The sequence below is a fragment of the Nonlabens xylanidelens genome (assembly GCF_002934445.1).
Lineage (GTDB): Bacteria > Bacteroidota > Bacteroidia > Flavobacteriales > Flavobacteriaceae > Nonlabens > Nonlabens xylanidelens.
The window spans coordinates 352,002-376,827 of record NZ_PTJE01000002.1; the positions used below are offsets into that span (position 1 = coordinate 352,002).

At 33.9% G+C, this 24,826-nt stretch carries 21 protein-coding genes; 13 read left to right on the top strand and 8 right to left on the bottom strand.

The genetic code is table 11. The features are described 5' to 3' along the window. Positions 1-44 precede the first annotated feature (44 nt). The 3 genes from LY01_RS06660 to nadC are packed head-to-tail and all read right to left on the bottom strand — an operon-like array spanning position 45 to position 2,427. On the bottom strand, positions 45-608 hold the full coding sequence (locus LY01_RS06660; protein ID WP_104515045.1) for a chalcone isomerase family protein: 564 nt from the start codon (positions 606-608) through the stop codon (positions 45-47). A 27-nt stretch (positions 609-635) separates the two neighbouring features. Next, a complete protein-coding gene (locus tag LY01_RS06665; RefSeq protein WP_104515046.1) occupies positions 636-1,568 on the bottom strand; it encodes a YihY/virulence factor BrkB family protein in 933 nt (310 codons plus the stop codon). Next, on the bottom strand, positions 1,561-2,427 hold the full coding sequence (gene nadC, locus LY01_RS06670; protein ID WP_104515047.1) for a carboxylating nicotinate-nucleotide diphosphorylase: 867 nt from the start codon (positions 2,425-2,427) through the stop codon (positions 1,561-1,563). Before nadC ends, LY01_RS06665 begins: the two co-directional genes overlap by 8 nt. Before the next feature lie 196 nt (positions 2,428-2,623). Between nadC and LY01_RS06675 the strand changes: the two genes are divergently transcribed. The 9 genes from LY01_RS06675 (at position 2,624) to LY01_RS06715 (ending at position 12,378) form a co-directional block, all read left to right on the top strand. Next, positions 2,624-5,767 carry a VIT domain-containing protein gene (locus tag LY01_RS06675; protein WP_104515048.1) on the top strand — a complete coding sequence of 1,048 codons (3,144 nt, stop codon included), beginning with the start codon at positions 2,624-2,626 and terminating at the stop codon, positions 5,765-5,767. A 35-nt stretch (positions 5,768-5,802) separates the two neighbouring features. Next, positions 5,803-6,429: a hypothetical protein gene (locus tag LY01_RS06680; protein WP_104515049.1), complete on the top strand. Its 627-nt coding sequence runs from the start codon at positions 5,803-5,805 to the stop codon at positions 6,427-6,429. A 54-nt stretch (positions 6,430-6,483) separates the two neighbouring features. Beyond that, on the top strand, positions 6,484-6,957 hold the full coding sequence (gene rlmH, locus LY01_RS06685) for a 23S rRNA (pseudouridine(1915)-N(3))-methyltransferase RlmH (RefSeq protein ID WP_104515050.1): 474 nt from the start codon (positions 6,484-6,486) through the stop codon (positions 6,955-6,957). 31 nt (positions 6,958-6,988) lie between these two features. Beyond that, a complete protein-coding gene (locus LY01_RS06690; protein ID WP_104515051.1) occupies positions 6,989-7,471 on the top strand; it encodes a hypothetical protein in 483 nt (160 codons plus the stop codon). Positions 7,472-7,623: 152 nt separating this feature from the next. After that, on the top strand, positions 7,624-9,804 hold the full coding sequence (locus LY01_RS06695) for an endonuclease MutS2 (RefSeq protein WP_104515052.1): 2,181 nt from the start codon (positions 7,624-7,626) through the stop codon (positions 9,802-9,804). Then, the gene (locus tag LY01_RS06700; RefSeq protein ID WP_104515053.1) at positions 9,805-10,206 is read left to right on the top strand and encodes a thiol-disulfide oxidoreductase DCC family protein; all 402 of its coding nucleotides are present in this window, start codon (positions 9,805-9,807) and stop codon (positions 10,204-10,206) included. It abuts the gene before it with no gap. 62 nt (positions 10,207-10,268) lie between these two features. Then, on the top strand, positions 10,269-11,354 hold the full coding sequence (locus tag LY01_RS06705) for an OmpA family protein (RefSeq protein ID WP_146080376.1): 1,086 nt from the start codon (positions 10,269-10,271) through the stop codon (positions 11,352-11,354). Between the two features lie 7 nt (positions 11,355-11,361). Further along, positions 11,362-11,943, top strand: a complete 582-nt coding sequence (locus tag LY01_RS06710) for a hypothetical protein (RefSeq protein ID WP_104515055.1) — start codon at positions 11,362-11,364, stop codon at positions 11,941-11,943. A 135-nt stretch (positions 11,944-12,078) separates the two neighbouring features. After that, positions 12,079-12,378, top strand: a complete 300-nt coding sequence (locus LY01_RS06715) for a hypothetical protein (RefSeq protein ID WP_104515056.1) — start codon at positions 12,079-12,081, stop codon at positions 12,376-12,378. A 6-nt stretch (positions 12,379-12,384) separates the two neighbouring features. Here the strand turns inward: LY01_RS06715 and LY01_RS15115 are convergent, their stop codons facing one another. Further along, positions 12,385-12,558, bottom strand: a complete 174-nt coding sequence (locus LY01_RS15115) for a hypothetical protein (RefSeq protein ID WP_170034541.1) — start codon at positions 12,556-12,558, stop codon at positions 12,385-12,387. Positions 12,559-12,624: 66 nt separating this feature from the next. Next, entirely contained in the window at positions 12,625-16,341 is a 3,717-nt protein-coding gene (locus LY01_RS06720; RefSeq protein ID WP_170034543.1) for a metallophosphoesterase, read from the bottom strand. A 40-nt stretch (positions 16,342-16,381) separates the two neighbouring features. Here LY01_RS06720 and LY01_RS06725 point away from each other — a divergent pair, with 40 nt between their 5' ends. Further along, on the top strand, positions 16,382-17,581 hold the full coding sequence (locus tag LY01_RS06725) for a Pycsar system effector family protein (protein ID WP_104515058.1): 1,200 nt from the start codon (positions 16,382-16,384) through the stop codon (positions 17,579-17,581). Here the strand turns inward: LY01_RS06725 and LY01_RS06730 are convergent. Then, positions 17,562-19,931, bottom strand: coding sequence for a GAF domain-containing protein (locus LY01_RS06730; RefSeq protein ID WP_104515059.1), 2,370 nt, complete (start codon positions 19,929-19,931; stop codon positions 17,562-17,564). The genes LY01_RS06725 and LY01_RS06730 overlap by 20 nt on opposite strands. Before the next feature lie 112 nt (positions 19,932-20,043). Between LY01_RS06730 and LY01_RS06735 the strand changes: the two genes are divergently transcribed. Further along, on the top strand, positions 20,044-21,159 hold the full coding sequence (locus LY01_RS06735; RefSeq protein WP_104515060.1) for a TlpA disulfide reductase family protein: 1,116 nt from the start codon (positions 20,044-20,046) through the stop codon (positions 21,157-21,159). A 14-nt stretch (positions 21,160-21,173) separates the two neighbouring features. On the opposite strand, the gene LY01_RS06740 is transcribed toward LY01_RS06735, so the two are convergent. Then, complete coding sequence (locus tag LY01_RS06740) at positions 21,174-21,809, bottom strand: rhomboid family intramembrane serine protease (protein ID WP_104515061.1); 636 nt, start codon at positions 21,807-21,809, stop codon at positions 21,174-21,176. 48 nt (positions 21,810-21,857) lie between these two features. Between LY01_RS06740 and LY01_RS06745 the strand changes: the two genes are divergently transcribed. Continuing rightward, on the top strand, positions 21,858-22,769 hold the full coding sequence (locus LY01_RS06745) for a lysophospholipid acyltransferase family protein (RefSeq protein ID WP_104515062.1): 912 nt from the start codon (positions 21,858-21,860) through the stop codon (positions 22,767-22,769). Here LY01_RS06745 and glmM read toward each other — a convergent pair. Next, positions 22,729-24,123 (bottom strand): phosphoglucosamine mutase, encoded by a 1,395-nt coding sequence (gene glmM, locus LY01_RS06750; RefSeq protein ID WP_104515063.1) that lies wholly within the window; start codon positions 24,121-24,123, stop codon positions 22,729-22,731. The genes LY01_RS06745 and glmM overlap by 41 nt on opposite strands. 63 nt (positions 24,124-24,186) lie before the next feature. On the opposite strand from glmM, the gene LY01_RS06755 reads away from it, so the two are divergent. Then, positions 24,187-24,771, top strand: a complete 585-nt coding sequence (locus tag LY01_RS06755) for an acyl carrier protein phosphodiesterase (protein ID WP_104515064.1) — start codon at positions 24,187-24,189, stop codon at positions 24,769-24,771. The last annotated feature ends 55 nt before the right edge of the window (positions 24,772-24,826 follow it).

Below are 24,826 nucleotides of genomic sequence, written 5' to 3' on the forward strand. Positions count from 1 at the left end.
TGTAAATTACATAGGCTTTCATTTATTAATAAGTCGCAGATAGATTATTTACCTAACATACCGTCTTTAAGATCATCATCTGCAGGGTCTTCACCTAACCAGATACCGAATAAACCTTTCTTAAATTTTAATCCAGCGATAGTACCTAAGTCTTTACCGTTTTTAGAAACTTTAGTTCCTGTTCCTGGAGCATAAGCGATTTCAAAATGATCACCCTTTACGATTGCTTCACTAAAAAGACCGATAAATTTATTGATTTCAGATTGAATAGCTGCTCTTTCACTATCGGTACAGCTATCGCCGAAACCATCTTCTACAGCACTTTTCATTTTACTTTGTGTTACTTTACTATCTGTAATGTCCAGGGTAATTGCCATAGCCTGATCTGCACTTACTAGAGTAGATCCATTACTACTCTTTGTTGTAGTGTATAAAGCACCTACATAAAGTTCAAACCATAATTTCTGTCTTACACCAGCTCCATTTAAAGAAAGCTCTTGACCAGATACAGTTAAGTTTTTTTCTATAGATACGCCTTCGATAGTTTGCTGTGCAGTTGCAGTATATGTTCCTAAAAGAGCCATAACTGCTAAAAGTAATTTTTTCATTTTTAAATATTTTAGTTCTTAAATATACTACACAGATTTCAAATTCCGTGCCTTTAATGATCTAAGTGATGCATTTAATTCAAATCCTAGTAATAAAAGATTAGAATTGAGCCATATATAAACCATAAGAATAAGTAACGCCCCTATCGATCCATAGATCTCGTTATAAGAAGAAAAGTTATCTATATAAATACCGTATAGATATGAGAATATTATAATTAAAAATGTGGTTACTAGCGCGCCTATAGATAAAAAACTACTGGTTCTTCCATCTTTTGTACCGGTGTAATAGAGCGTACATATAAACATGAATAACATGATTATTAAAGTTACATACCTCAATAACTTAAGCCATATCTCCATAGAATCTTCGGTCATGAAATCTCTACTGCGCAATTCTGATATCCAGTATTCTACCACACCAGCTAATACAACACCTAGAAAAAGAAAGACAACTAACATAATAGAAACAGCAATGGCTACTACATACTGTCTAAAGAAACCACGGTTTAACTCTGAATGAAAGCTGCGCTCAAAACCATTAAATATCGCATTGATACCGTTTGCCATTAGAAACAAAGAGGTTAAAAATGCTACGGTAAGTAAACCGCTATTCCCTTGTAAAGCAATTTCTTTAAAAATGTTATCAAATGCACCTGCTGCCTGTGCCGGTAACAAATCATTTACAAAGAGTAATACCTCTTCTTGAAAATTATCTATTTCTATAAAAGGAATTAAGTTAAGTATAAATAGAATAAAAGGAAACAGCGCCATGAAAAAGCTATAAGAAATAGCACTAGCACGGGCAGAAAATGCTCCTTGAACAATACCTAAGTAGTAGGTCTCGCATAAATCCCAAGCGGTCATTCCTTCAAATCCAGGAAGTTTCCACTTGTCAATTAATGCCACTATCCATGATACGACAGGTATGCGGTCTACTATCTTTTTTACTTTACTCATGTACCGCTTTAAGACTTAAATCTAGATTATACACACTATGGGTAAGCGCACCACTAGAAATAAAATCTACACCACATTCTGCATATTTTCTTGCAGTATCTTGTGTTATACCACCACTACTTTCTGTCAGACATTGATCACCTATTAACTCTACCGCTTTTCTAGTATCTTCATAATTAAAATTATCTATAAGAATGCGGTAAACACCGTCATTAGTAAGAATTTCTTTAATCTCTTCTAGATCTCTAGCTTCTACGATAATTTTAAGATCGCGATTTGTATCTTTTAGATATTGTTTTGTTTTCTGAATGGCTTTTGAAACACCGCCAGCAAAATCAATGTGATTATCCTTGAGCATTATCACGTCGTATAATCCATATCTGTGGTTAACGCCGCCACCTATTACTACCGCCCATTTTTCTAGTATACGTATTCCAGGTGTGGTTTTACGAGTGTCTAGAATCTTTGTTCCTGTACCTTCTAATAGGTCTACAAATAATTTAGTTTTTGTAGCAATCGCACTCATACGCTGCATGGCATTCAACGCCAGACGCTCTGCTTTTAAGATGGATTGTGAAGAACCGGTTACATAAAATGCCTCGTCACCATATTTTACAGGGCTACCATCTTCTATTCTAACGTCTATCTGTAATGTAGGATCTACTTCTTTGAATACCGCTTTCGCGAAAGCGACACCTGCCAAAATCCCATCGTCCTTAACTAGCAATCTTGCCTTACCTACAGCTGTAGCAGGTATACAGGACAAACTACTGTGATCTCCATCACCTACATCTTCTCTCAATGCATTTTGGATAATGCGTTTAATTTCTTCTTGTGCTTCTTTTGAATTGTAGTCCATCGTGTTTATTTACATATCAAAAATAAGGCATTCCTTTATTATGTTAGAATATTTGGCCCATGCTTTTCATAGTTCACTCAATCAAATGGGCAGTTCACTCATTTAAGCTATAAATTAATGCTTAAAGGTTAGAAATTGTATCAAAATTAAACGGCATGTTAATTGAGAATCTTATTTCTCTACAAAACCTAACCTTATGAAAAAGTACTGCAATACATTTCTCGCGTTTTTATTCTTATTCTCACTTTACACTACTGCACAGCAATCTCCTGTTCTTAAAGTAGATGATAAAGAAGTAGGTCTCTCAAAATTAGATATAAATATTAAGGTCACCGGTAACCGAGTGGTAACTACTTTTGATATGTTGTTTTACAATCCTACTTCTCAAATACTAGAAGGAGAGCTTAATTTCCCACTAGGTGATGGTCATGAAGTGTCGCGTTTTGCGCTAGACGTAAATGGTAAATTAAGAGAGGCCGTAGTGGTAGATAAAGAATTGGGACGTATAGCCTTTGAAGAAGTGGTGCGTCGCGGTGTAGATCCTGCATTATTAGAAAAAGGAACAGGAAATAATTATAAAGCACGCATCTATCCTATTCCTGCAAATGGCCATAAACGTGTAGTTCTAGCCTATGAACAAGAACTTACCTATGAAAATGAAGCACATTATTACCAGCTACCGCTAAGATTCAAGAACACTATAGACGATTTTCATTTGAGAATAGAGTTTCTAGACCAGTCTAAAAAACCTGTATTAGTAGATGGACAGTTATCTGGGTTAAAATTCACTGACTGGCAACATAATTATGTGACCGACCTGAGATTAGAAAAATTTAAGGCAGATACCAACCTTAAAATCAAAATACCTACAGATATTCAAAATGATCAACTAATGGTATCTGGAGATCATTTCTATTATTACCAGACATTTTCTAACTTAAAAAAGAAACGTGCCTCTATGAAGGAAGTAACTCTTTTATGGGATGCATCACTATCTATGAAAGATCGTGAGATAGAAAAAGAGCTCGCTTTTTTAGATCTTTTCTTTAAAGAAAATCAAGATATTAAAGTAAACCTAGAGATTTTTAGTAATAAAATAATGACCAATTTATCTGGTGTTAAAATTAGAAATGGAAAATGGAATAATATAAAAGAGATCTTAAAAAATCAAACTTATGATGGTGGTACAGATTACGGCACAATAGTTAAAACACCTAAAACAGATGCTTACCTCCTATTTACAGATGGTTTAAAAACACTGAGCAATTCTGACTTTTATCCAGATGCACCAGTATTTGTGATTAATAGTTTAAAAAAATCTAATACACCATTATTAAAAGAATGGGCTCGAGCATCTAGTGGTAATTACATAAATCTTGTTACTTATGATACTGCAGCTGCTTATGATATGATTAAATATCAGTCGTTAGAATATTTAGGTTATGCGTCAAATAATAAGCAAATAGAAATATTACCTAGAGCGACTCAGTTTATTGATAATAACTTCAGTCTTTATGGTAAAAATGTAAATGCAGGAGAATCTATAGATCTACTTTATGGATATAATGGAAAGGTAACCTTAAGAAAAACCATTAAAATAAGTAAGGATTTAAATAACCAAAACCAGATTAAAAAATACTGGGCACAGCAAAAAATCGCAGAGCTTGCCTTAAATAAAAAAGAAAATAAAAAAGCAATAACAGATCTTGCTGTACAATACCAACTTGTTACTGATTATACATCTCTTATTGTTCTAGAAGATATACGTGATTACCTAAGGTATAAAATAGAACCGCCTGCCGAATTAAAGCAGGAATACGATCTAGCCATCGCACAAATGAAAAGAGATTCTATAGCTATGGCAAATAATAAGGATAAATCAAAAAAAGAGTTGATTGAAATATCTCAAAATGATAATGAAGATCAAACTCCACCGCCTAGTCAACCTAATTCAAATATTGTAAAAAGATTACAAGGTCAGGTACCTGGACTTCATGTTGAATCAAGTTCTGGACATCCAGGAGCTAATAGTAATGTTAGCTTGAGAGGTGTTGCCACTATAACTCAAAATACAGAACCTCTATTTATTGTTAACGGCGTTGCTGTTAGCGAATCTGGTTTCCGAAATATTAATCCTGATAACATTTCAAATGTTCAGGTAATAAGCGATGCATCATCAAGTGCTATTTATGGAAACCGTGGAGCTAATGGCGTTGTCATGATCACAACAGATCAAGAAGTAGAAATTAATTCAGAGGACTATAACGGTGTTCCAGCCATGCAAGCTCCAAGATCGTTAGAAACAGAGCCAGAGTTAGATGAAATAGTTGTAGTTTCAAGGCAAGATGAGAACACTGGCAGAACCAATAGACAGAATCGATTTAGAGCAGAGCAAGAACGTAGAAAGCAAGTATTAAAACAGCTGGTAGTATCCAATAGAAAAGTGCAAGTTCCTTATTTAACAGCATTAAGAGCTACTAATAGTGTAGAAGAAGCTTACCAATTGTATTTAACAAATAGAGAAGATTATAAAGAACAGCCTGCGTACTTTATAGATGTAGCCAACTTTTTCAGAGAAGAAAGAAACAATACCCTTTTTGCAGACCGTATTCTATCTAATGTCGCAGAGATTGATTTTGACAATTATGAATTGCTAAAAGTTTATGGTTATGAGTTAGAAAAGCAAGCTAAACTATATGAAGCGATTTTTATCTTTAATCGTGTATTAGAATTGCGCCCAGAAGATTCTCAATCCTATAGAGATCTCGCGATTGCATATGAAACTGCTGGACTTTGTAATAAAGCATATGCTTTATACCACGATATTATTACTGGTGAAATCTATGAAAATGGAAATCGCAGAGTATTTCCTTCTATGGAAAGCATCTCTAGGACAGAGCTTAAAAGGCTAGCAAGCAAATACCAAGACGATTTAAAAGATGTAACAGTAAATAAAGAACTATTAAAAGAAGAAACCTATGATCTTAGAATCTTAGTAGACTGGAATCATAACGATACCGATATAGATTTACACATCGTAGATCCTAATCTAGAAGAATGTTTTTACAGTCATCCTAATACAAAAATGGGCGGACAGTTAAGCAAAGACATGACTCAAGGTTTTGGTCCAGAGCAATTCACACTCGCTAATGCCAAAAAAGGAGATTATTACATCAAAGTAAAATACTATGGAGATCGTTATCAAAAAGTAGAGAATCCTACTTTTATGAAAATCACACTAATCAGAAATTATGGGAGACCTAACGAAACTAAAGAACTTAAATTAATACGTTTAACACACAAAGACGATATAGAAGTCGTTGCAAAAATTACATGGTAATCTTATTATATTTACAGGTAATTACTTTCTGATCAATGAATAATCAAAATTTAACTCTAGAGTACATTTTCAAAAATAGAAAGCTATTAAATAATAATAAAGGCGATGTATTTGAGATTTATGAAGAATGGTTCATGTTGAATACAAGAAATAAAACTCTAAATTTTGAGTTAGAACTTTTCTTAGAGGAGATTATAATAAGTAAAGACCTAGATAGATATCGATTTGCTCTTTTCACTATACAAATTCATCCTATAGATTTTTCAAAACAAGATAAACATTTTGAATTATTATTTATAATTGCTAATTCTTTAATTACAAGTTTAAAAGATAATGAGCAAAGAAATAATTTATACTGGGTTTTATACATACTAACTGATAACTGTATACATCATTCTGATGAATTAGACGAAGTAGTAAAAAGGAATCCTTCGTTAATTCCTGAATTTTTGAAATCAATTAGTAAAATCAAATACGATCCTAACGATGGCCAATCAGATATTGCTTTAGCAGTAAGTCATTCTGTAGGTTTAATTTGGCATCTTCCGATCAATAATAAAAGAAAGAAAATCATTGAAGCTTTTTTAAATCACTATGATGACAGTGTTGTAGAAGAAGTAAGAGAGCTTATAAGTCATTTAAAGAATGATAATATGTACTAATTAGTTATTAAATCTATTTTGATAATTTAAACTAAAACACTTTAGCTTTGCAACATGAAAATTACACTTCTCGCCGTAGGTAAAACAGACGATTCTCGCATAGAACAACTCACTCAAATGTATGTAGATCGATTAGGTCATTACATTAATTTTGATCTTGAGATCATACCAGATCTTAAAAAGACTAAGAATCTAAGCGAAGACCAACAAAAGAACGAAGAAGGAAAATTGATCTTAAACAAGCTAGAAAAGAGTGATTTTGTAACCATTCTAGATGAAAAAGGCAAGAAGTACACCAGCATGCAATTTGCCGAGTTGATCAATAAAAGAAGTGTTTCTGGTTTAAAGAGATTGGTATTTATAATCGGTGGTCCTTATGGTTTCTCCCCAGACGTTTATTCTAGAGCTAATTCTAAATTATCCTTAAGTGACATGACTTTCTCTCATCAAATGGTCCGTTTATTTGCTGTAGAACAAATTTACAGAGCATTTACCATTTTGAGAAATGAACCTTATCATCATGAGTGATCAGCTAATTCATTAATAAATTATTACAAATTTGAAAAATTTACTATTCCTAATATTATTTTTAAATGGAGCCTTAAATTGCTTTGGACAACATGGAATTGAATTTCAATTTGAAATACAACCTATTAATAATGAACTATCAATTTTTAAGGATAGTACAATTTATGATGTAAGAGGTGTTATTTTAAACACAAGTGATACAGACTTGTATTTTTTATCAGAATCATGCAATGGGCTTGCTTATTATATCAAATCAAATTCTGAAAACGTTGAAAATTATGTAACCTTAAATTGTAATGCTAGCTGGCCTGAAAAAATTATGATTAAACCAGGTTCTCAATACCTTTTTAATACAAATATCAGAATGAAAAAAATTGTTGATGATATAAATTTAGATTTAAAGCTTTTTTTACTAATTCCTTCTACAGATGTTAAAGGAAAATCCATATTTGATGTTCAAAAAGAGAATATTTTTTACACTTTAGACTTGAAAGGTAAAAACATTAAAATTTAAAAGATTTCCGCTAGACTATGGACACTTTACGAATATAAATTTTCAATAGCTGTATCCTTAAACTTATCATTCCATTAAATTAAAACTTTACTTAAAATCTTGCAAAACCGCTTCATACCTATTCCTTCCTAGCTTATTTTTGTAAGACTTTTATGAGAAAAATATCTAACAAAACGATTCAGGATTTAGAGTTTGATGTAGTCCTACAACAAGCTAGTGCTTATTGTATTACCGAAGATGGTAAAACTGCCATTACTACTTTAAAACCTTTTACAAAACGCTTCTTAATAGAAAGAGAACTAGCCTTTACTAATGAGTATTTATGGTCTTTTTCTAGCGAGCATAGCATACCTAATCACGGCTTTGATCTGATAGAAAAAGAGCTACAGTTATTAGGCATCGATAACAGTACCCTGGATAAAGAAAGTATAAGAAGACTAGCCGTATTACCACGTACCGTAAACGAGCACATTAAATTCTTTAAGAAACTACAAGAGTTTTTCCCACAATTATACAAGCGTCTAGAACACATTACTTATAACGATATGATACCTACACAGGTAGATCTCGTTATGGACCGTTTTGGTGATATTAAAAATGACGCATCACCACATTTAAAAAACATAAGACGCGAGATGAATACCGTGCGAGGCCAGCTTAACGGTAGCTTTGGTCAGGCACTAAGTCATTATGGACAACTGGATTATCTAGATGAAATAAGAGAATCTGTAGTAGAAAACCGCCGTGTACTGGCCGTAAAAGCCATGTACAGACGCAAGGTAAAAGGTAAAATGATGGGTAGCTCTAAGACTGGAAGCATCTCCTACATTGAACCAGAACGCGTGTTAACGCTTTCGCGAAAGCTGTCAGAATTAGAAATAGAAGAACTAGAAGAAATCCAGAGAATTCTTAAAGAACTGACTGATTTTTTACGTGCCTTTATCCCAGAATTTGAAGAGTACAGAACCTATCTTACTCATACAGACGTCATAGCTGCAAAGGCTAAATATGGTCGTAAAATAAAAGGATGTTTACCCATGATGGTAGACCATCAAGAACTAGAACTGGTAGACGCTTATCACCCTTTATTATGGGTTGCAAATAATGAGCGTGGTGAGACTACCTATGCGCAAACCATAAGACTAGCTCCAGATAATAGAATTATAGTTATTTCTGGACCTAACGCAGGTGGTAAATCCATTACTTTAAAGACTATAGGTTTACTTCAATTAATGATACAGACTGGTATGTTAATACCGGTACATGAAAAAAGTAGAATATGTGTTTTTGAGCACGTACTTACAGACATAGGTGATAATCAAAGTATTGATAACCATTTAAGTACGTACAGTTATCGTTTAAAAAACATGCGCGGTTTTCTTAAAACGGCCAACGATAAAACGCTTTTCTTAATCGATGAATTCGGTACAGGATCTGATCCAGAATTAGGTGGCGCCCTGGCAGAAAGTATGCTAGAAGAATTAAACAGCCGCAAGTCCTATGGTATCATTACCACGCATTATACAAATTTAAAGATGCTTGCAAACGAGTTGCCAGAAATGACTAATGCAAACATGCTCTTTGATTCTAGAACTTTGGAGCCTATTTATCAGTTACAATTAGGTGAGGCCGGTAGCTCATTTACCTTTGAAGTAGCACAAAAGAATGGTATTCCTTATTCATTAATTAATAAGGCAAAGAAAAAAGTAGAACGAGGCAAAATACGTTTTGACAAGTCTATCGCAGCTTTACAGAAAGAAAGATCTAACCTGCGACGCAATAATGAGAGCCTACAAAATAAAGAGGTAAAAGCAACGCAGCGTGCTAATAAACTAGAAGATACACAAGAACGTGTGCAGCAAAAACTGCAAGATTTTCAAGAACTCTATGACGGTTACCAGCGTTATATTCAACTAGGTAAAAAATTTGATGGCCTGGCAGAAGCTTTTGAAAACAACAAAAAGAAAAAGCTATTACTAGACGAGCTTATGAAGCTGGTCATTACAGAAAATGTAAAACGTAAACCTGCAAAAAAAGAGGCTGCTCCTAACCGCAAAGCTGTAAAACAACAAAAAGGGAAACAAAAACAGGTAGAACACGAAGTAATACAAAAGGTTCAAAAAATAAGAACCGAAAAGATAAAAGCCAAAGTATCTCAAGTAAAAGAAGAAAAGGTACCAGATGTAGTCTTAAAATTAAATGACCGCGTGCGACTTTCTGGTTCTAAATCTATAGGTACCATAGACCAGATTGAAAAAGGAAAAGCAACGGTTAATTATGGCTTTTTCACGACTTTAGTTGCTCTAGAACAACTAGAAAAAGTAGGGAAATAAATGGAACGCAATCATGATATAGTATTATTTGATGGGGTTTGCAATCTTTGCAATAGTGCCATCTTATTTATTATAAAACGTGATAGAAAGGATCGTTTTAGATTTGCACCATTAGATAGCGATATTGGAAAAGAGTTACTTTCTCAACATCATATGGATTCTTCTAAGATAGATTCTATCGTATTGGTTAGTGGTGATTCCGCTTTCGCGAAAGCGGATGCCGCATTAAACATTGCAAAACATTTAAATCATTTGTGGCCAATACTCTACGTGTTTAAGATCGTACCTAGTTTTATATCTGACAAAATTTATGATTTTATAGCTAGAAATCGCTATAAATGGTTTGGTAAAAAAGAGAGTTGCATGATTCCTACACCAAATTTAACATCTAAGTTCCTATAGAAACTCTTCTAAACGTTAATTATTTAACGGTTTGATAGTATATTTAGCGCAAATATATTTACGTGAAAAATTTTTGGCCTGGATTATTAATATTCCTACTCTATTGCATGGGCTGCCTACTTGTATTGGGTTATTTCTTAGGTGATTTAAAAAGCGATGGTGTGCATGTACCAGCGTTAAATGATACAGTAAATAAAAGCACCTCTATTTCTACAAATCCTATTGAGATTACCTCTTTAAAACCAAAAGAAGAAACAACTTTTAAAGAAGACCTAAATACAATAGATACTGTAGTTGTAAAACCTAGTATCGTTACAAATGATTCTGTAAGTCTTTCAACTAAAACAGACACTAAAAACGATTTAAATATAGAACAAACCTCTACCGAATATGAGGCATTACCGTTCTCTGTATTTAATGAAGCAAAAGAAGTGCTCGTACCTTGTAATCTATTTGCTTTAATTTATGAAAATCGCAATAAAGTAAAAATTCCATACGGTTGTATAAATTATGGCGTGGAGATCAAAAAAATATTAAGTCTACACAAAGAATCTTCACTTACCATTACCGGTTATAGCTCTCCAGAAGAACCGTCTACTCTAGGTAAACAGCGTGCAGAGTATCTAAAAAAGTTACTGGTAGGAATAGGTATCGATAGATCTAGATTACATACTAATGCTTCTTTTCAAGATATCAATTATGTAAATGGTAAAGCAAATGGTGGTATTTTAATGCGCATAAACAATAGCGATTCCTTACCTATTACTTCTAGTATTTCTACTGCGCCTGCAAATAAAGAAATAACTGTCCAGACTACACGACCTACTGGTCCTTATGCTTATAAGAAATTCACCTCTGGTTATCAAGGAGATTACTTTTATGGGAACCAGTCTTTTACTTCTTATGTAAGTCAAATTAAAACCTATCTTAAGGATAACCCAAGTAAGAAAATTGAAATATATACTTATACAGATTCTGTAGGTAACGCTATCGATAATATGTCTATATCAAAAGCAAATTCTGCAACAGCGCAACGTATAGTTGCTCAATCTGGTATACCTGCTTATAAAATTAAATCAATATCTATGGGTGAAAAAGCCGTAGATGCCAGCGGTAGTAGTAAGTGTGTTATTTTAAAAGTTAAATAAAGTAGTTATGGAATTTATAGAAAATAACAGCAGTCTACTTCTGGTCATTTTTTTAATGATGTTAGGCGCATTTATAATAGGTTTTCTTTCTGGAAAATCTGGTATAGATACTACTGCTGCCGTTGTGAACAAAGAGTATACTCAAGAAAAGACTATTACCAGCACTATTACTACAGCTAAGAACACGATTACAAATCCAGATGACACCGACTTGCATCGTGTAGAAATAGCAGATATAAGTGAACCTGGTAAAATAAGAGCTATGAAAACCAGAGAACGTGCTGGTAGATTGAGCCAAGAAGTAAAAACGGAAATGGCTAATAAAACGATAGACTTCTCTAACATAGGCATAGGAGATAAATCACAAGCAGATGATTTTAAAAAGATAGTAGGCATAGGCAGCTTTGTAGAAGAGAAACTAAATACAATAGGTATTTATAATTACTCACAACTAGCTCAAATGACTGATGCAGATATCAATGCAATAACTAAAGTGATTGAGTTTTTTCCTGGTAGAATACACCGCGACGACTGGAAAGGACAGGCTAGAGATTTAATGACAAGTAAACAGAGCAGTACGGAAGTATAACTTTAAATACATCTACTTATTAAAATCAAGTACAAAATAAACAAACTCTATGGATACCTACTAATAGGGCTAGTTTTCTCATTACTAGGTATCTCAAACTTATTCTATCAAGATAACATCTGGTGGACGCATTATATGCAACTATTATTTGGGTTATTATTTATAAGCTATTTTCTATACGGCTTATGGGGTCAGTATCTTACTATACAAAGTAACACCATCGGTAAGCTAAACTCCTTTGGGATTCCTATAAAAATGAATCTAAGCGATGTCATCTGGATTAAAAAATTCAATAAAGATTACACCTTAATTACCGAAGATAAAGAGTTTAAAATTAAAACAGACTGGATAGAAAAGTCCTCACTTTTAAAATTAAATAATGTGTTGCAGCAACTGGATTTACCTGTAGACAAAACTCCTTTTCACAGTAAATAGAAAGTACTACTTTTCTGTTTTCTTATTTTGCCAGTAATAGTAAACTCCTACTAGCTCGGTGAGAAAGCCTATTATTATCATACCCTTTGCTCCTAATATCTCAGTAAGGTACATGACAACACCTAATAAAACTATGATGCTGCCTAGAGCGATCATATAAATAGATCCTTTTTTATTCATACGGTAAAAATAAAGCCTTCTCGATAATTACCGAGAAGGCTTTGTAATAATTTTAAAATTCTGAATCTAGAAACTAAATCCTACTTGAAAACTGAACCTCAGTCCATCTTCTCCAGTAAATAAATTAAATGTGGCACCTATTGCATTAGAACTGTTTACCCAAAAACCACCACCGAAATCATTATGCCATTTATCACTACTCTCACCATCTTGCCACACACGACCTACGTCTGCTCCACCGAATATTCCAATTTGCAACGGTACAAATCCTGTCTTAAACTCGTTAAAACTATATCTTACATCTGCACTACCAGCAAGAGCACTCTCTCCAGAGAATCGTTGTGTACGATAACCTCTTAAACCATTATTTTGTCCTACTTGAGCACTTTGATAAAACTGGTAATCGTCACCTATATTAAAAGTAGCTTGTGTAAGCGTTTTAAGAACTAGACTACGGCTGCGGTTTAATGCATTATAGAAACCTAGTTTAGGTTTAATAAAACCAAATGTATTTCCTAAGTCATCTTTATCTGCATTTATTCCTGCTACTATGTCAAAAATCATCCCTCGTGTTGGGTTCAATTTATTATCATAACTCTCATAATTGTAACCTCCATTTAATTCTAAGAACCACTTACGTTCAAAAAACTCAGGATCTTCCTCTGGCGTAGCAAATTGAGTTTCTAAGAATCTACCTTCATCTTCTTCTATTTCAAAACTCTGTATTTCTATTCCTCCTTTTACGTTAGAACCGTACTCACCTTTATAGCTTACACCTACTCCACCAGAGATCTCACTTAATCTCACACGATTAAAGTCAAAGTCTAAATCATCGTCTAGGTTTACCGTTTCATTTCCAAAACCGAAGAAATTCTCTGCAAACGTTGGGTTAGAGAACCTTGCTTTTACCGTAAGATTCATTTGATTAAATACACCTGCAAATGTTCCATTATAGTTGATATCAAAACCTTCTGTAGCAAAGTAATAACCTGCTCTTATTTGATGTACTCTAGTATTAGGGTTGCGGTTAAAGCCGTTTACAGTAAATGTATTTTGAACACCTATTTTAAAACCATCATCTGGATTAAAGCCTATAGCTGGTGTTAGTACATTTGATTTTAAAATACTCTTGCGTGGGTCGTACAAGTTTCTGTTATAACTGTCAGATAATCTAACTCTAGCACCGCCTTTATCTGTAAAAGTGTTCTTCTTAGTTTTATGATCATAAATAGAAATAGACTTTCCATTTTCTAGGTTATAAATATCATTATTTTGTCCACCTATGATTCTAACTTTTATACGGTCTTTACCACTTCCTACGGCCTCTATTATATCATCATCATCTAGTGCATATACCCAGATCTCTTTTGTGTCCTCGGCAAGGAATAAACGATCTACAACGACATCAGCTTTTTTACCATCTTTATTTCTATAAATAGTTACTCTAGTCTTTCCGTCTTCCACTCTATCTACAACTACAAAGTCATCCTTATCTGTACCTGTTACAATAGCTAGATCTGATAAATAGTCATAATAACGCTCAGCAATTTTCACAATATTACCACGACGTATTTTCATGTTATTGATAATCTTCTGTGTGGATTCATCCGGATAAATTTCGGCAGGAAGTTCCTTAAACGCAGCTTCTATAGCCTCGTCACTTAAATTATCTTGTATAAATTGTGCTTGTTCTATCCACATGTCTCTGTCTGCTTCTTGAGCAAGACTGCGGTCTAGGTAAGATGCTGCACTATTGAACCATTTTACATTATCTAACTCTTCGTCATAAGTAGCAAACTGTTTAGTTATACCTATCATAGTTCTTAAAGTTGCAAATAAAGCACCGTCAAAGTTAGAAAACACCTGATCCCTATCTCTAGGAATAGGTTTAAATGTACTGTTTCCATCCTTTTTAAACTGTGCCCATCTCCATTGATCCTGGTGTCTGTCCCAATCTCCTAGCAACATATCAAACATACGCGCTCTCACAAATGCTTCTTGATCTATTTTGTATTTTTCGTCCTCTCTTATTTTCTCAAAAATATCTGCGGTACTTTCTATATCGTCAGATTTCCCAAAACTAGCAATGTCTTTTTGATTCTCTTCTGGTCGTTCTACAAGCATATAAAGCTCGTCTCCATAATCGTTATTGTAATTTCCTAAAGCCTCTTGTTTAGGCACAAAATAAATTTCTGGATTGGTATGATACACGCCTATGGCATCACTTAATTTAGGCAATGTTAATGCCGCATATGGATGGGCAGCGGTATAGAAGTCAAAAAGAAGATCTTCGGCCGTCGTATCTTCAAAAGATTCTGCTACGGTGTTTTCTTTAAAAACTGTAGTCTGTAAAAACTGTACGGCACTTTTCTTAAGTGCTCTTAAATTGTATTCTTTTCCATCTTTTGCAACGAGTCTCAAAGAGCGAGTTTGGTGACCACCACCAGCTCTTTCTACTACTAGCCCACCTTTTAAGGTATCTAAAATTGCAACTTTTGCATTGATTTTAGTTCCGTAAAGATCTCTATATTTATTACCCCAAACAGATTCAAACACTGCGCTTTTTTCTACTCTTTCTTGATCGTATATACTCGCTTTCGCGAAAGCGGGATACTCATCTGGCAATGTCTCTAAATCAAACTCTACTGGTTTTTTAATAGCCTCATAAGTGAAAAGCAACTTTTCTTTTCCATTCTCAAAACCATAGTATCGCACCCAGCTACTGCCATCTTTCATAACATCTAGTCGAGCAAATCCCATACCACCGTAAGAAAATAAACCGTCATTACTTAAGGTTGCATAACTCTCCTTTGCACCACTACCAGAAACTATCTGTCGTATTCCATCATTTTCTATGTACTGTAAAGTATGCTCATGACCACTAGCAAAAATTATTCTAGGCGCAGCAGATGCTCTCGCTAGCGTAGTAATTCTATTAGTCATTTCTTGATATCTCTTATTCTGTTTATCTTGAGCACTAACACCACCACTAGTTCTAATTTGTGTGGCTAGTGAACCTAAAATAGGAATAGGTAATGCAGACTGTGATGGATATAAATGCTTAATTGCTGCATACTGCCCACCGTGTACACCGTTAGTAAATAATGGATGGTGTAATGCAAAAACTATAGTCTTATCCTGATTTTTCTTTAACTCGCCTTCTATCTCTAAGAAAAATTGCTCTCTTGTCTTAATTTGATCGCAGTTATCATTAATAGTTGGGTGATCATCCCATTTTGCAAGATACCACTGGCTGTCTACTATAATAAGTTGAATTTGCTTATTAATGTCAATACTATTAATAGGACAACCTACTTTAGGTTCCCAAATATTTTTATTATCCAGCGCCTTTTCTATGTAATCTTTTTCTCTATTTACATTATCTAGTCCTTCATCGTACCAGTCGTGATTACCTGGTATAAAAACTGTAGAACCTTGAAATACTTTTGCCACATCTATTTGAGCATTCAGATGATTTTCGGCTACAGGTCTAAACTCGGTATCCTTTTCTGGCATTCCTACTGGATAGATATTATCACCTAAAAATATAAGATGATCATTCTCTGTTTTTTGAGATTTAATATAACTTTCTAGCGCTATTAAACCATCACTTTTACCACCTATGGGAGACTTACCTACATCACCTATAAGATAGAACGACTTTTCTATTTCTAGCCCAGAAGGGAATTGCTCTTGAATCTCTTCTTTATATTGAGCTTTAAAACTGGCACATCCAGTAATAATTATTGCTATTAATAATAAAAGAATGTTATTTTTAGTCATAAGTTTGAGAATCATATTAATTTTAGCCTAAACAATAGGAATGAGCGATATTTTAAAAATTACTGACGATTTTGTATTAAATCTGTTAAAAAACCATCTCGATGAAAAATATGTGTATCATAATTATACACATACTCGACGAGTTGTTAAAAGTACACAGGAAATAATCGACAATTCTGAAATCAATGTTAAAGAGCAAAAAGGACTTCTACTTGCAGCATGGCTGCACGATACCGGTTATATTAAAGGTGCTGAAGGACATGAAGAAGAAAGCGCGCGCATCGCTGAGGAGTTTTTAAAAGAACAAAATGAAGATCAAAACTCTATAGACCTTGTTAAAAGACTTATTCTAGCGACTAAATTTAGCGGTGTTCCTGAATGTCCTCTAGAAGAAATTATTAGAGATGCAGACGCATCACACTTTGCTAAGGATTATTATAATGAAACTAGTGAGTTATTAAAACGCGAGCTTAAACTAAGAGGTCGCGACTATACTGGTAAACAATGGCGCAAAGAGAACATAAAGGTTTTTACTGAAAAGCACCGTTATTACAGTGCTTATGCGATTAAAAACTGGAATACCGCAAAAAATAACAACTTACTAGATCTTATTAAAGCCAAAAAGAAAAAGAAAAATAAGATTGAAAAGGAACAGGTAAAAGTAGATCTTAAAAACCAGAGTCCAGAAAGGGCTATACAGACTCTTTTTAGAACCACGTTACGTAATCACATCAAGTTAAGTGATATTGCAGACACTAAGGCAAACATACTGCTGTCGGTAAATGCTATTATCATATCTCTAGCTCTAGCAAACATTATCCCTAAACTGGATCAAATATCTAACCGTCATTTATTATGGCCTACTCTAGTTTTGATATTATTTTCTGTTGCGAGCATTGTTCTTTCTATTATGTCTACACGTCCTAATGTAACGAGTGGAGAATTTACAGATGAGCAAGTTCAAAAACGCGAAGTAAACCTACTCTTTTTCGGGAATTTTCATAAAGTCCCTTTTAAGAGATATGAAAAAGCAATAATGGGCTTACTAGATAATAAAGAAGAAGTTTACCAGTCTTTGCTTAAAGACTTATGGTTATTAGGTCTGGTATTGAACAGAAAGTATACTTTATTAAGATGGACGTACACCATCTTTATGGTAGGTATCATAACAAGTGTAATCGCTTTTATACTAGCGTTCTACACAACAGATTTTGAACAATTTACAAATGCAATTCCTTAACAAGGTCTTCATAAGTAAGTGTCCCACTGGCTACCTTCACGTCATAAAGTACATTTACTCTTAACGCTTTTAATCCTACAACACCTTGAACATCTTCTAGTTCGAGGTGTTCTATTTCTTTACCTAAAAGATTATTGTACTGTAAGAAACTAATATAACGCATGTACTCACGTTCTGTTTCTTTGTTCGTATAAACGATAGCGATTTTACCTTTTTGGGTAATACGCTCATCGGTTCCTTTAATATTAGCTTTATCTATACGCTTTTTGATCACCTCATAACGCGCATTGTAAGCACCATCTACATCAAAACGTTTTTCATCAATACGGTATCTGATGCTTAGTGTGTTATCAAAAACTAAAATCATACTAGCCGCCTCTATTACGGTAGGCAAATTTTCTTGAACCGAATAGAATTTGTTCTCCATCTCTATCATGGTCTGTAATTGCCATAATCTCAAGTTGTATAAATAAACAACATTAAATTCTTGATCTACAGCAACACTACTACCTACATAAATATTATGTTCTACACCATCGGTTTTAAAACGCTCAAAAAAGTGAGGGAATATTTCTTGAGCTTCTAACTGTCTTCTATCTATACATGCAGACAGCGATTCATTAATCGCTTGTACTGTGTTATCATAATCGTTTCTAGTTTTATAAATAACACCACTAGATTCGTCTATTTCTAATTGATAATCACCTACCATCTCTACAATTTTAGGAGATAATTGCATGAGGTGTTCCATTACAGGATTTATTTCTTCTGTAAGCAACTTAATGATATCTCTTTCAGAATTTGCATCTATACTGCCGCTTTCTAATTCTTTGCGATATTCTAGTACACGATACGAGATTTGATCGTAGATGGGTAATTTTTCATACGCTTTCGCGAAAGCGAATATTTCACAAACCTTATCGAGTTGATTAAGTAAATCAAATTTAATAGCCTCGTTGCGAGCGTCACTACTACCTACTATATCAATCTGGCCGTATAATGGATGTACATCTTCAAATTTTACATCCTTAAAAGATTCACTTTGAGAATTGCGAGCACGAGCTTTTAATATTCTACGAGCTTCTCTCTCAAATTTCCATTGTACACTAGAATGTATAGAAGTACACTCTGTCTGTATTAACGCTTTTACACTGTTTTCATATTCCTGCTCTGTACGTATCAAAGCTGCTTTAATATAGCCAGCAATACTGTCTATTTTTATGACATTAAAACTGTTAAGAGCAAATTTCTTTTTACTGACTATTTCTAGTATTCCTATTAACTTTTTTGACTTTGTAATAGGATAAAAAATAGCACTTTTAATATCGTTTTTAAGCAGATTATCTGTTAGAAATTTATTTTGAATTTTTGCTCCATAATCTTCTACATCAGTGATAACTAACGGCTCAAATTCTTCTATTAAGAGTTGATAACTATGTGCACAAAGAGCGTTATCACAGTGTTTCTCATGACTGTCTGCAAGTAAAAAACTTTCTGAATCGTGATAACCTACAGACTCAAATGTTTTATCATAATTATCATAAGACGTAAATCCTACACGTAGATTTTCTAAGTTAAAAATGTTTCTAAAAATAGATTCCATTTTTTCTGTCTGGTCCTTCTTACTATTAGTAGAATCTAAGAGAACCGTTTTTAAGTCAGAAATTGCGGCATCCATAGTAACGTCAGTAAAATTAACGATACCAAAGCCATTAAAAGTATAACTACCTTTAGGAAAACCTTTTTTCCATAACTCTTCATCATCAGGAGATCTAAGGAGGTTTTTTATGTCTTTTTCAGATAATCGATAACGTTCATCGTTTAATTCTATATCTACAAAATCTGCATTATAAGCGACGCGATATGTTCGGTTAACACCATTTGCGTCAGGTATTTTTATTAATATAGGTCTACCTAAATCAATAGATTTACCATATAACTGATTAAGTATAACACCACAAGACATTCTAAAAGTGTCAAATGAGTTATCTGTCATGATGAGCAGCTTAAAATCTTCTCCTGCATCTTTAAATATATTTTTAAGACGCTCTGTTTTATTAAATAAAATATCAGAAAACGGTATGGTTGCTGCTTTTATCTCATTAAGAGTTAGGGCTGCTGGAAAAAGATCTGAGAGTAAAACATTAATAGACTCTTTATGTATAGCAAGCTCATCTTCTTGAATACCATTAACAAGCTCTTCATGCTCATCTACATATTGAAGTACAGACGAGATGTATAATTTCTTAAAATTACTCTCTTCATGCTGTAAACGAGTGACATACTGATCTACAACCTTTTTAAAGGTTAAGTTCACATTCATATATCCACCGTCGTAATTTCTTCTCATATTACAAAGATACCTTATCTCTTTAATCACCATAGATTATGGTGTTAATTTTTGATTTCTTTAACCAGTACTTTACACATAAATCAATTATTTTAGCTGAAAATCCAATTTCATGAAGTACGCACTGATTCTTTTCACCTTTTTTGCCATAAACCAATGTAATGAAAAAGCAAAAGAAACGCATTTTATAGATGGTAACGCACCTGGAGTAGCAAACGGTATGCGTGTTTACATGAATGCACTGGATGAAAACGGTCGTTCCATTCCTGTAGATACCAACATTGTAATGAACGAGAAATTCTTCTTTGACAAAAAAGAAGAATTAGAATCAGAACAAATGAGGTTCCTTACCATAGATGGTAGTGAGGGAAACATCGTTCTTTTAATTAAAAATGAAAACATCCAGGTAAACGTAAAGAAGGATTCTTTATTTGCTAGTGAAGTAACCGGTAGTGCCTCTAACAAGGCTCTAGAAGATTTTAAATCTAAACAAGCTGCGTATACTGTAAAAGCAAAGTCTTTTAATACACAAAGATCTACAGCTATGAAAAGTCAGGATGTAGAATCCATGACTAGTGTTAATAATCAATGGATGGCGGCAGAGGTAGATTTTAAATCGTACTCTACAAATTTAATAACCACTAATAATAAGAGTATCGTTGCTCCTATGATTTTAGGTGAATTACTTAAAAACAAATTAGTAGATTCTAAAGGTGCTCGTGAACTTTACAACACCTTTGACCCTAGTATTCAAAATTCTTTAATGGCTACTAGAATTGATATGTATTTAAGTAAGGAAGAGTCTGTTGCTATAGGAGCAAAAGCCCCTGACTTTGAAGGAGCAGATCCTGATGGTAAAATGATTAAACTTAATGATGTATTAGGTAAAGTTACTTTGATTGATTTTTGGGCTTCCTGGTGTGGTCCATGTAGACGTGAAAATCCTAATGTGGTTGCCGCGTATAACAAATACCAAGACAAAGGTTTTAACATCATAAGTGTATCACTAGATCGCCAAGGTGGTGAGAGAGCATGGAAAGATGCTATTATAAAAGATAAAATGGACTGGAATCACGTTTCTAGGTTGCAGTATTTTGGACCGATAGCAAAATTATATAATGTAAATGCCATTCCTTCTACCTTTTTATTAGATGAAAATGGAATTATTATAGAGACCAATCTTAGAGGACAGCAATTACACGATAAACTAGAGGAGCTTTTAAACTAAGAGAATCTGTGCATCTAGCGATTTCCTGTAAATCGCATTAAAATAAACAATACAATTATCGCGGCTAGTAAACCTATCGCGGTGACAGTATTGGTATACACTACATCAAAATTATAGATTAAGGTAAGTATAAAACCGGCTACTGCTCCACCAAAATGAGCATCGTGCCCTATATTATCGTTTAATTTTTTCATTCCATAGAAGGAGTATATTAAGTATCCAATTCCAAAAACATAACCTGGTACAAAATATATAGTCATTCCTGGATCTAGAAGAATACCGCTATAAATAATTCCTGAAACCGCACCACTAGCACCTAGCGCGCTATAGTGATACTCATCTTTGTGAAATAAATAGCTCAAAAAATTACCTCCTAGAAGACTGACTAAATAAATAATTAGAAATTTTATATCGCCTAATTCCCTGACTACTGCACCAGAAAAGAAAAACAGTGTCAACATGTTAAAGAAAAGATGACGCTGGTCTGCATGCAAGAAACCACTCGTAAAAAAGCGCCATTGCTCACCTCTCTCTATTCCAGCAATATTGAAAAGGTATTTACTTCTAAAACTATAATCTTGAAATCCTTTGAAGCTAATAATTAAATTAGCAGCTATTACAACTATAGTGACTATATCTAGATTGTACATGTTTAAATTTATAAGATACAAGATAGTATATTTGTTTAAAATTCATAGATGCAAGCCTTGGCTTTTTACCTTATATACCCCATTCTTTGGGTGATCTCTAGATTACCTTTTCCTATAGTCTATTTAATAAGTGATTTCTTCTACTTTATCACCTATTATGTAATCGGTTACCGCAAAGAGGTTATTAGGAATAATATCAAAACTGCTTTTCCAGAAAAGGACGATAAAGAGATCACTAGGTTAGCTAAAAAAAGCACCCAACACTTTTGCGACATTTTTATAGAGATGATAAAATCTATGGGAATGAGTAAAGAATCTATGAAAAAGAGATTTACTTGTAGCAATCCTGAAATGGTTAACGCTTTCGCGAAAGCGAAACAACCCATAATAATAATGTTCGGACATCAAGCTAGTTATGAATGGACTATGGTTCTAGATGACGTGTTAGATTATAAAGTTTATGCGGTATATAAACCTCTTAAAAATAAGAAGTTCAATGACCTAATAGTTAACATAAGAAAAAAGTTTAATAGTGAAATGGTAGCAATGAAAAAAGCTACGGCACTTATGAGCAAATCTGTAGAAAATGAAGCAGCATTATTTGCATTAATTGCAGACCAATCTCCTAAAGCTGGACGTGCACAATATTTTACTAATTTCTTTAATAAACCTAGTGCTGTTTTTAAAGGCGCAGAGCGTATTGCTATAGAGCACGGTACTGCAGTAGTATTTCTTAAAGTAAAGAAAGTTAAACGAGGTTATTACGAGACGGAATTTGTGACCATATCAAAAAATGGATCAGATACAAAGGACTGGGAAATAACCGATAAATTTTTCCAGTTGCTTGAAGAACAAATCGTCAAGCAACCAGAATATTATTTATGGTCTCACAAGAGATGGAAATCTACTCTTGAGAATACTAAGCGTGCTGTTGAGCTATCACCTCTAATTCAGCAATAAAACGATCTGCAAGATCATCTGCTGTTTTTTGAGATGGTGCTTCTGTATAGATACGTATAATAGGTTCTGTATTTGATTTTCTCATGTGTACCCACTGGTCTGCAAAATCTATTTTTATACCGTCTATGCTTGTTACCTCTTCGCTCTTATATTGAGTATGAATATCTTCTAAAATAGCATCTACTGGCATTCCTTTTACCAGCTGTACTTTTTTCTTACTCATAAAATAAGATGGGTAACTAGCTCTTAATTCACTTACTTTCATTTTCTTTTCTGTAAGTAAAGAGAGAAACATAGCAACACCTACTAATGCATCGCGACCGTAATGAGAATCTGGATAGATAATACCACCATTACCTTCTCCACCTATAACAGCGCCTTGATCTTTCATTTTTTGAACGACGTTCACCTCTCCTACTGCAGCAGCATAATAGATACCACCGTGCTTTTCTGTCACATCTCTCAATGCTCTGGAAGAAGAAAGGTTAGAAACGGTATTACCTTTATTATGTCCTAGAATATAATCTGCACAAGCTACAAGTGTGTATTCTTCTCCAAACATTTCTCCAGTCTCATCTACAAATGCCAGCCTATCCACATCTGGATCTACCGTTATACCAAAGTGTGCATTATGTGTTTTTACCGCTTTACATAAATCTCCTAAATGTTCTTTAAGAGGTTCTGGATTGTGAGGGAAATGTCCTGTTGGATCGCAGTACAACTCTACCACTTCTACTCCTAGCGCTTTACATAGTGCAGGGATAGCAATACCACCTGTACTATTTACACCATCTACAACAACTTTAAAACCTGCCGCTTTTATAGCGTCTATTTGTGTAACTGGCATATCCAGCACCATTTTGATATGTCTGTCGATATAATTTTCTATGACTTCTACCGTTCCTAGATCATCAACATCTGCATAACTGAAATCCTCTTTCTCTGCAGAATCTAGTATTTTCTGTCCTTCAGCACCGTTTAAGAATTCTCCTTTATTATTTAATAATTTTAAAGCATTCCATTGCTTAGGGTTATGACTTGCTGTTAAAATAATACCACCATCGGCATTTTCATTAGGCACAGCCAGTTCTACTGTAGGCGTGGTACTTAAACCTAAATCAACAATATGGCATCCCATACCTATTAAGGTATTTTGCACCAGTGACTGTATCATCGCACCACTTATTCTAGCATCTCTACCTATTACAACTTTAGGGGCTGATTTTCCAGAATTTTCTTTGATCCATATAGCATATGCACTGGCAAATTTTACAGCATCTAGTGGTGTAAGGTTATCGCCAGGTGCACCACCTATGGTACCACGTATTCCTGATATAGATTTTATAAGAGTCATTATATATTACTTTACATTTACAACAAAAGTAATCTTTCTAAAAAGCAATCCCCAATTAAGCCTATGAATTATCTCGCTCACATATATTTATCAAAAGAAGACAAAGAGTTAAGAATAGGAAATTTTATAGCAGATTCTGTCAGAGGTAAAAACTTTAGCATGTTTCCTGATCGTGTGGCACAAGGAATTATACTGCATAGACATATTGATACTTTTACAGACACACATCCTATAGTACGACAAAGTAAGGATTTAATAAGAAGTGAATATGGACACTGGAGCAGTGTAATAGTAGATATTTATTACGATCATTTTCTAGCTGCAAATTGGTCTGATTTTCATAACCAGCCTCTAAATGAATATGTGCAAGGTTTTTACAAGGACTTGCATGATAGTTATAGTATTTTACCTGTTAAAGTTCAGAAATTCCTACCTTATATGGTAGAGCAAAATTGGATAAATAGTTATGCAACTGTAGATGGTATTTCTAGAATTTTTCATCAAATGAATGAAAGAACTAAAGGAAGAAGTAAAATGAACTTTGCTCCCATAGATTTAATGAAGTATTACAATGAACTAGAGCGTCATTTCAGAGCGTTTTTTGAAGATCTAGAGTTTCATGTTAAGCAACGTATGTTAGAGTTGTAAGAAAGCAAGCGTTTTAAAACGTATCTCTTTAATTTGGAGATTACTTTAATGAAAA

What these genes read in the sequence shown, in the direction of transcription:
- LY01_RS06710 (WP_104515055.1), top strand. Translation starts at nt 11,362, where the DNA reads ATGGAATTTATAGAAAATAACAGCAGTCTACTTCTGGTCATTTTTTTA.
- glmM (WP_104515063.1), bottom strand. Translation starts at nt 24,123, where the DNA reads ATGACTCTTATAAAATCTATATCAGGAATACGTGGTACCATAGGTGGT.
- LY01_RS06735 (WP_104515060.1), top strand. Translation starts at nt 20,044, where the DNA reads ATGAAGTACGCACTGATTCTTTTCACCTTTTTTGCCATAAACCAATGT.
- LY01_RS06665 (WP_104515046.1), bottom strand. Translation starts at nt 1,568, where the DNA reads ATGAGTAAAGTAAAAAAGATAGTAGACCGCATACCTGTCGTATCATGG.
- LY01_RS06730 (WP_104515059.1), bottom strand. Translation starts at nt 19,931, where the DNA reads ATGAGAAGAAATTACGACGGTGGATATATGAATGTGAACTTAACCTTT.
- LY01_RS06740 (WP_104515061.1), bottom strand. Translation starts at nt 21,809, where the DNA reads ATGTACAATCTAGATATAGTCACTATAGTTGTAATAGCTGCTAATTTA.
- LY01_RS15115 (WP_170034541.1), bottom strand. Translation starts at nt 12,558, where the DNA reads ATGAATAAAAAAGGATCTATTTATATGATCGCTCTAGGCAGCATCATA.
- LY01_RS06660 (WP_104515045.1), bottom strand. Translation starts at nt 608, where the DNA reads ATGAAAAAATTACTTTTAGCAGTTATGGCTCTTTTAGGAACATATACT.
- LY01_RS06745 (WP_104515062.1), top strand. Translation starts at nt 21,858, where the DNA reads ATGCAAGCCTTGGCTTTTTACCTTATATACCCCATTCTTTGGGTGATC.
- LY01_RS06725 (WP_104515058.1), top strand. Translation starts at nt 16,382, where the DNA reads ATGAGCGATATTTTAAAAATTACTGACGATTTTGTATTAAATCTGTTA.
- rlmH (WP_104515050.1), top strand. Translation starts at nt 6,484, where the DNA reads ATGAAAATTACACTTCTCGCCGTAGGTAAAACAGACGATTCTCGCATA.
- LY01_RS06755 (WP_104515064.1), top strand. Translation starts at nt 24,187, where the DNA reads ATGAATTATCTCGCTCACATATATTTATCAAAAGAAGACAAAGAGTTA.
- LY01_RS06720 (WP_170034543.1), bottom strand. Translation starts at nt 16,341, where the DNA reads ATGACTAAAAATAACATTCTTTTATTATTAATAGCAATAATTATTACT.
- LY01_RS06715 (WP_104515056.1), top strand. Translation starts at nt 12,079, where the DNA reads ATGCAACTATTATTTGGGTTATTATTTATAAGCTATTTTCTATACGGC.
- LY01_RS06675 (WP_104515048.1), top strand. Translation starts at nt 2,624, where the DNA reads ATGAAAAAGTACTGCAATACATTTCTCGCGTTTTTATTCTTATTCTCA.
- LY01_RS06700 (WP_104515053.1), top strand. Translation starts at nt 9,805, where the DNA reads ATGGAACGCAATCATGATATAGTATTATTTGATGGGGTTTGCAATCTT.
- LY01_RS06680 (WP_104515049.1), top strand. Translation starts at nt 5,803, where the DNA reads ATGAATAATCAAAATTTAACTCTAGAGTACATTTTCAAAAATAGAAAG.
- LY01_RS06695 (WP_104515052.1), top strand. Translation starts at nt 7,624, where the DNA reads ATGAGAAAAATATCTAACAAAACGATTCAGGATTTAGAGTTTGATGTA.
- nadC (WP_104515047.1), bottom strand. Translation starts at nt 2,427, where the DNA reads ATGGACTACAATTCAAAAGAAGCACAAGAAGAAATTAAACGCATTATC.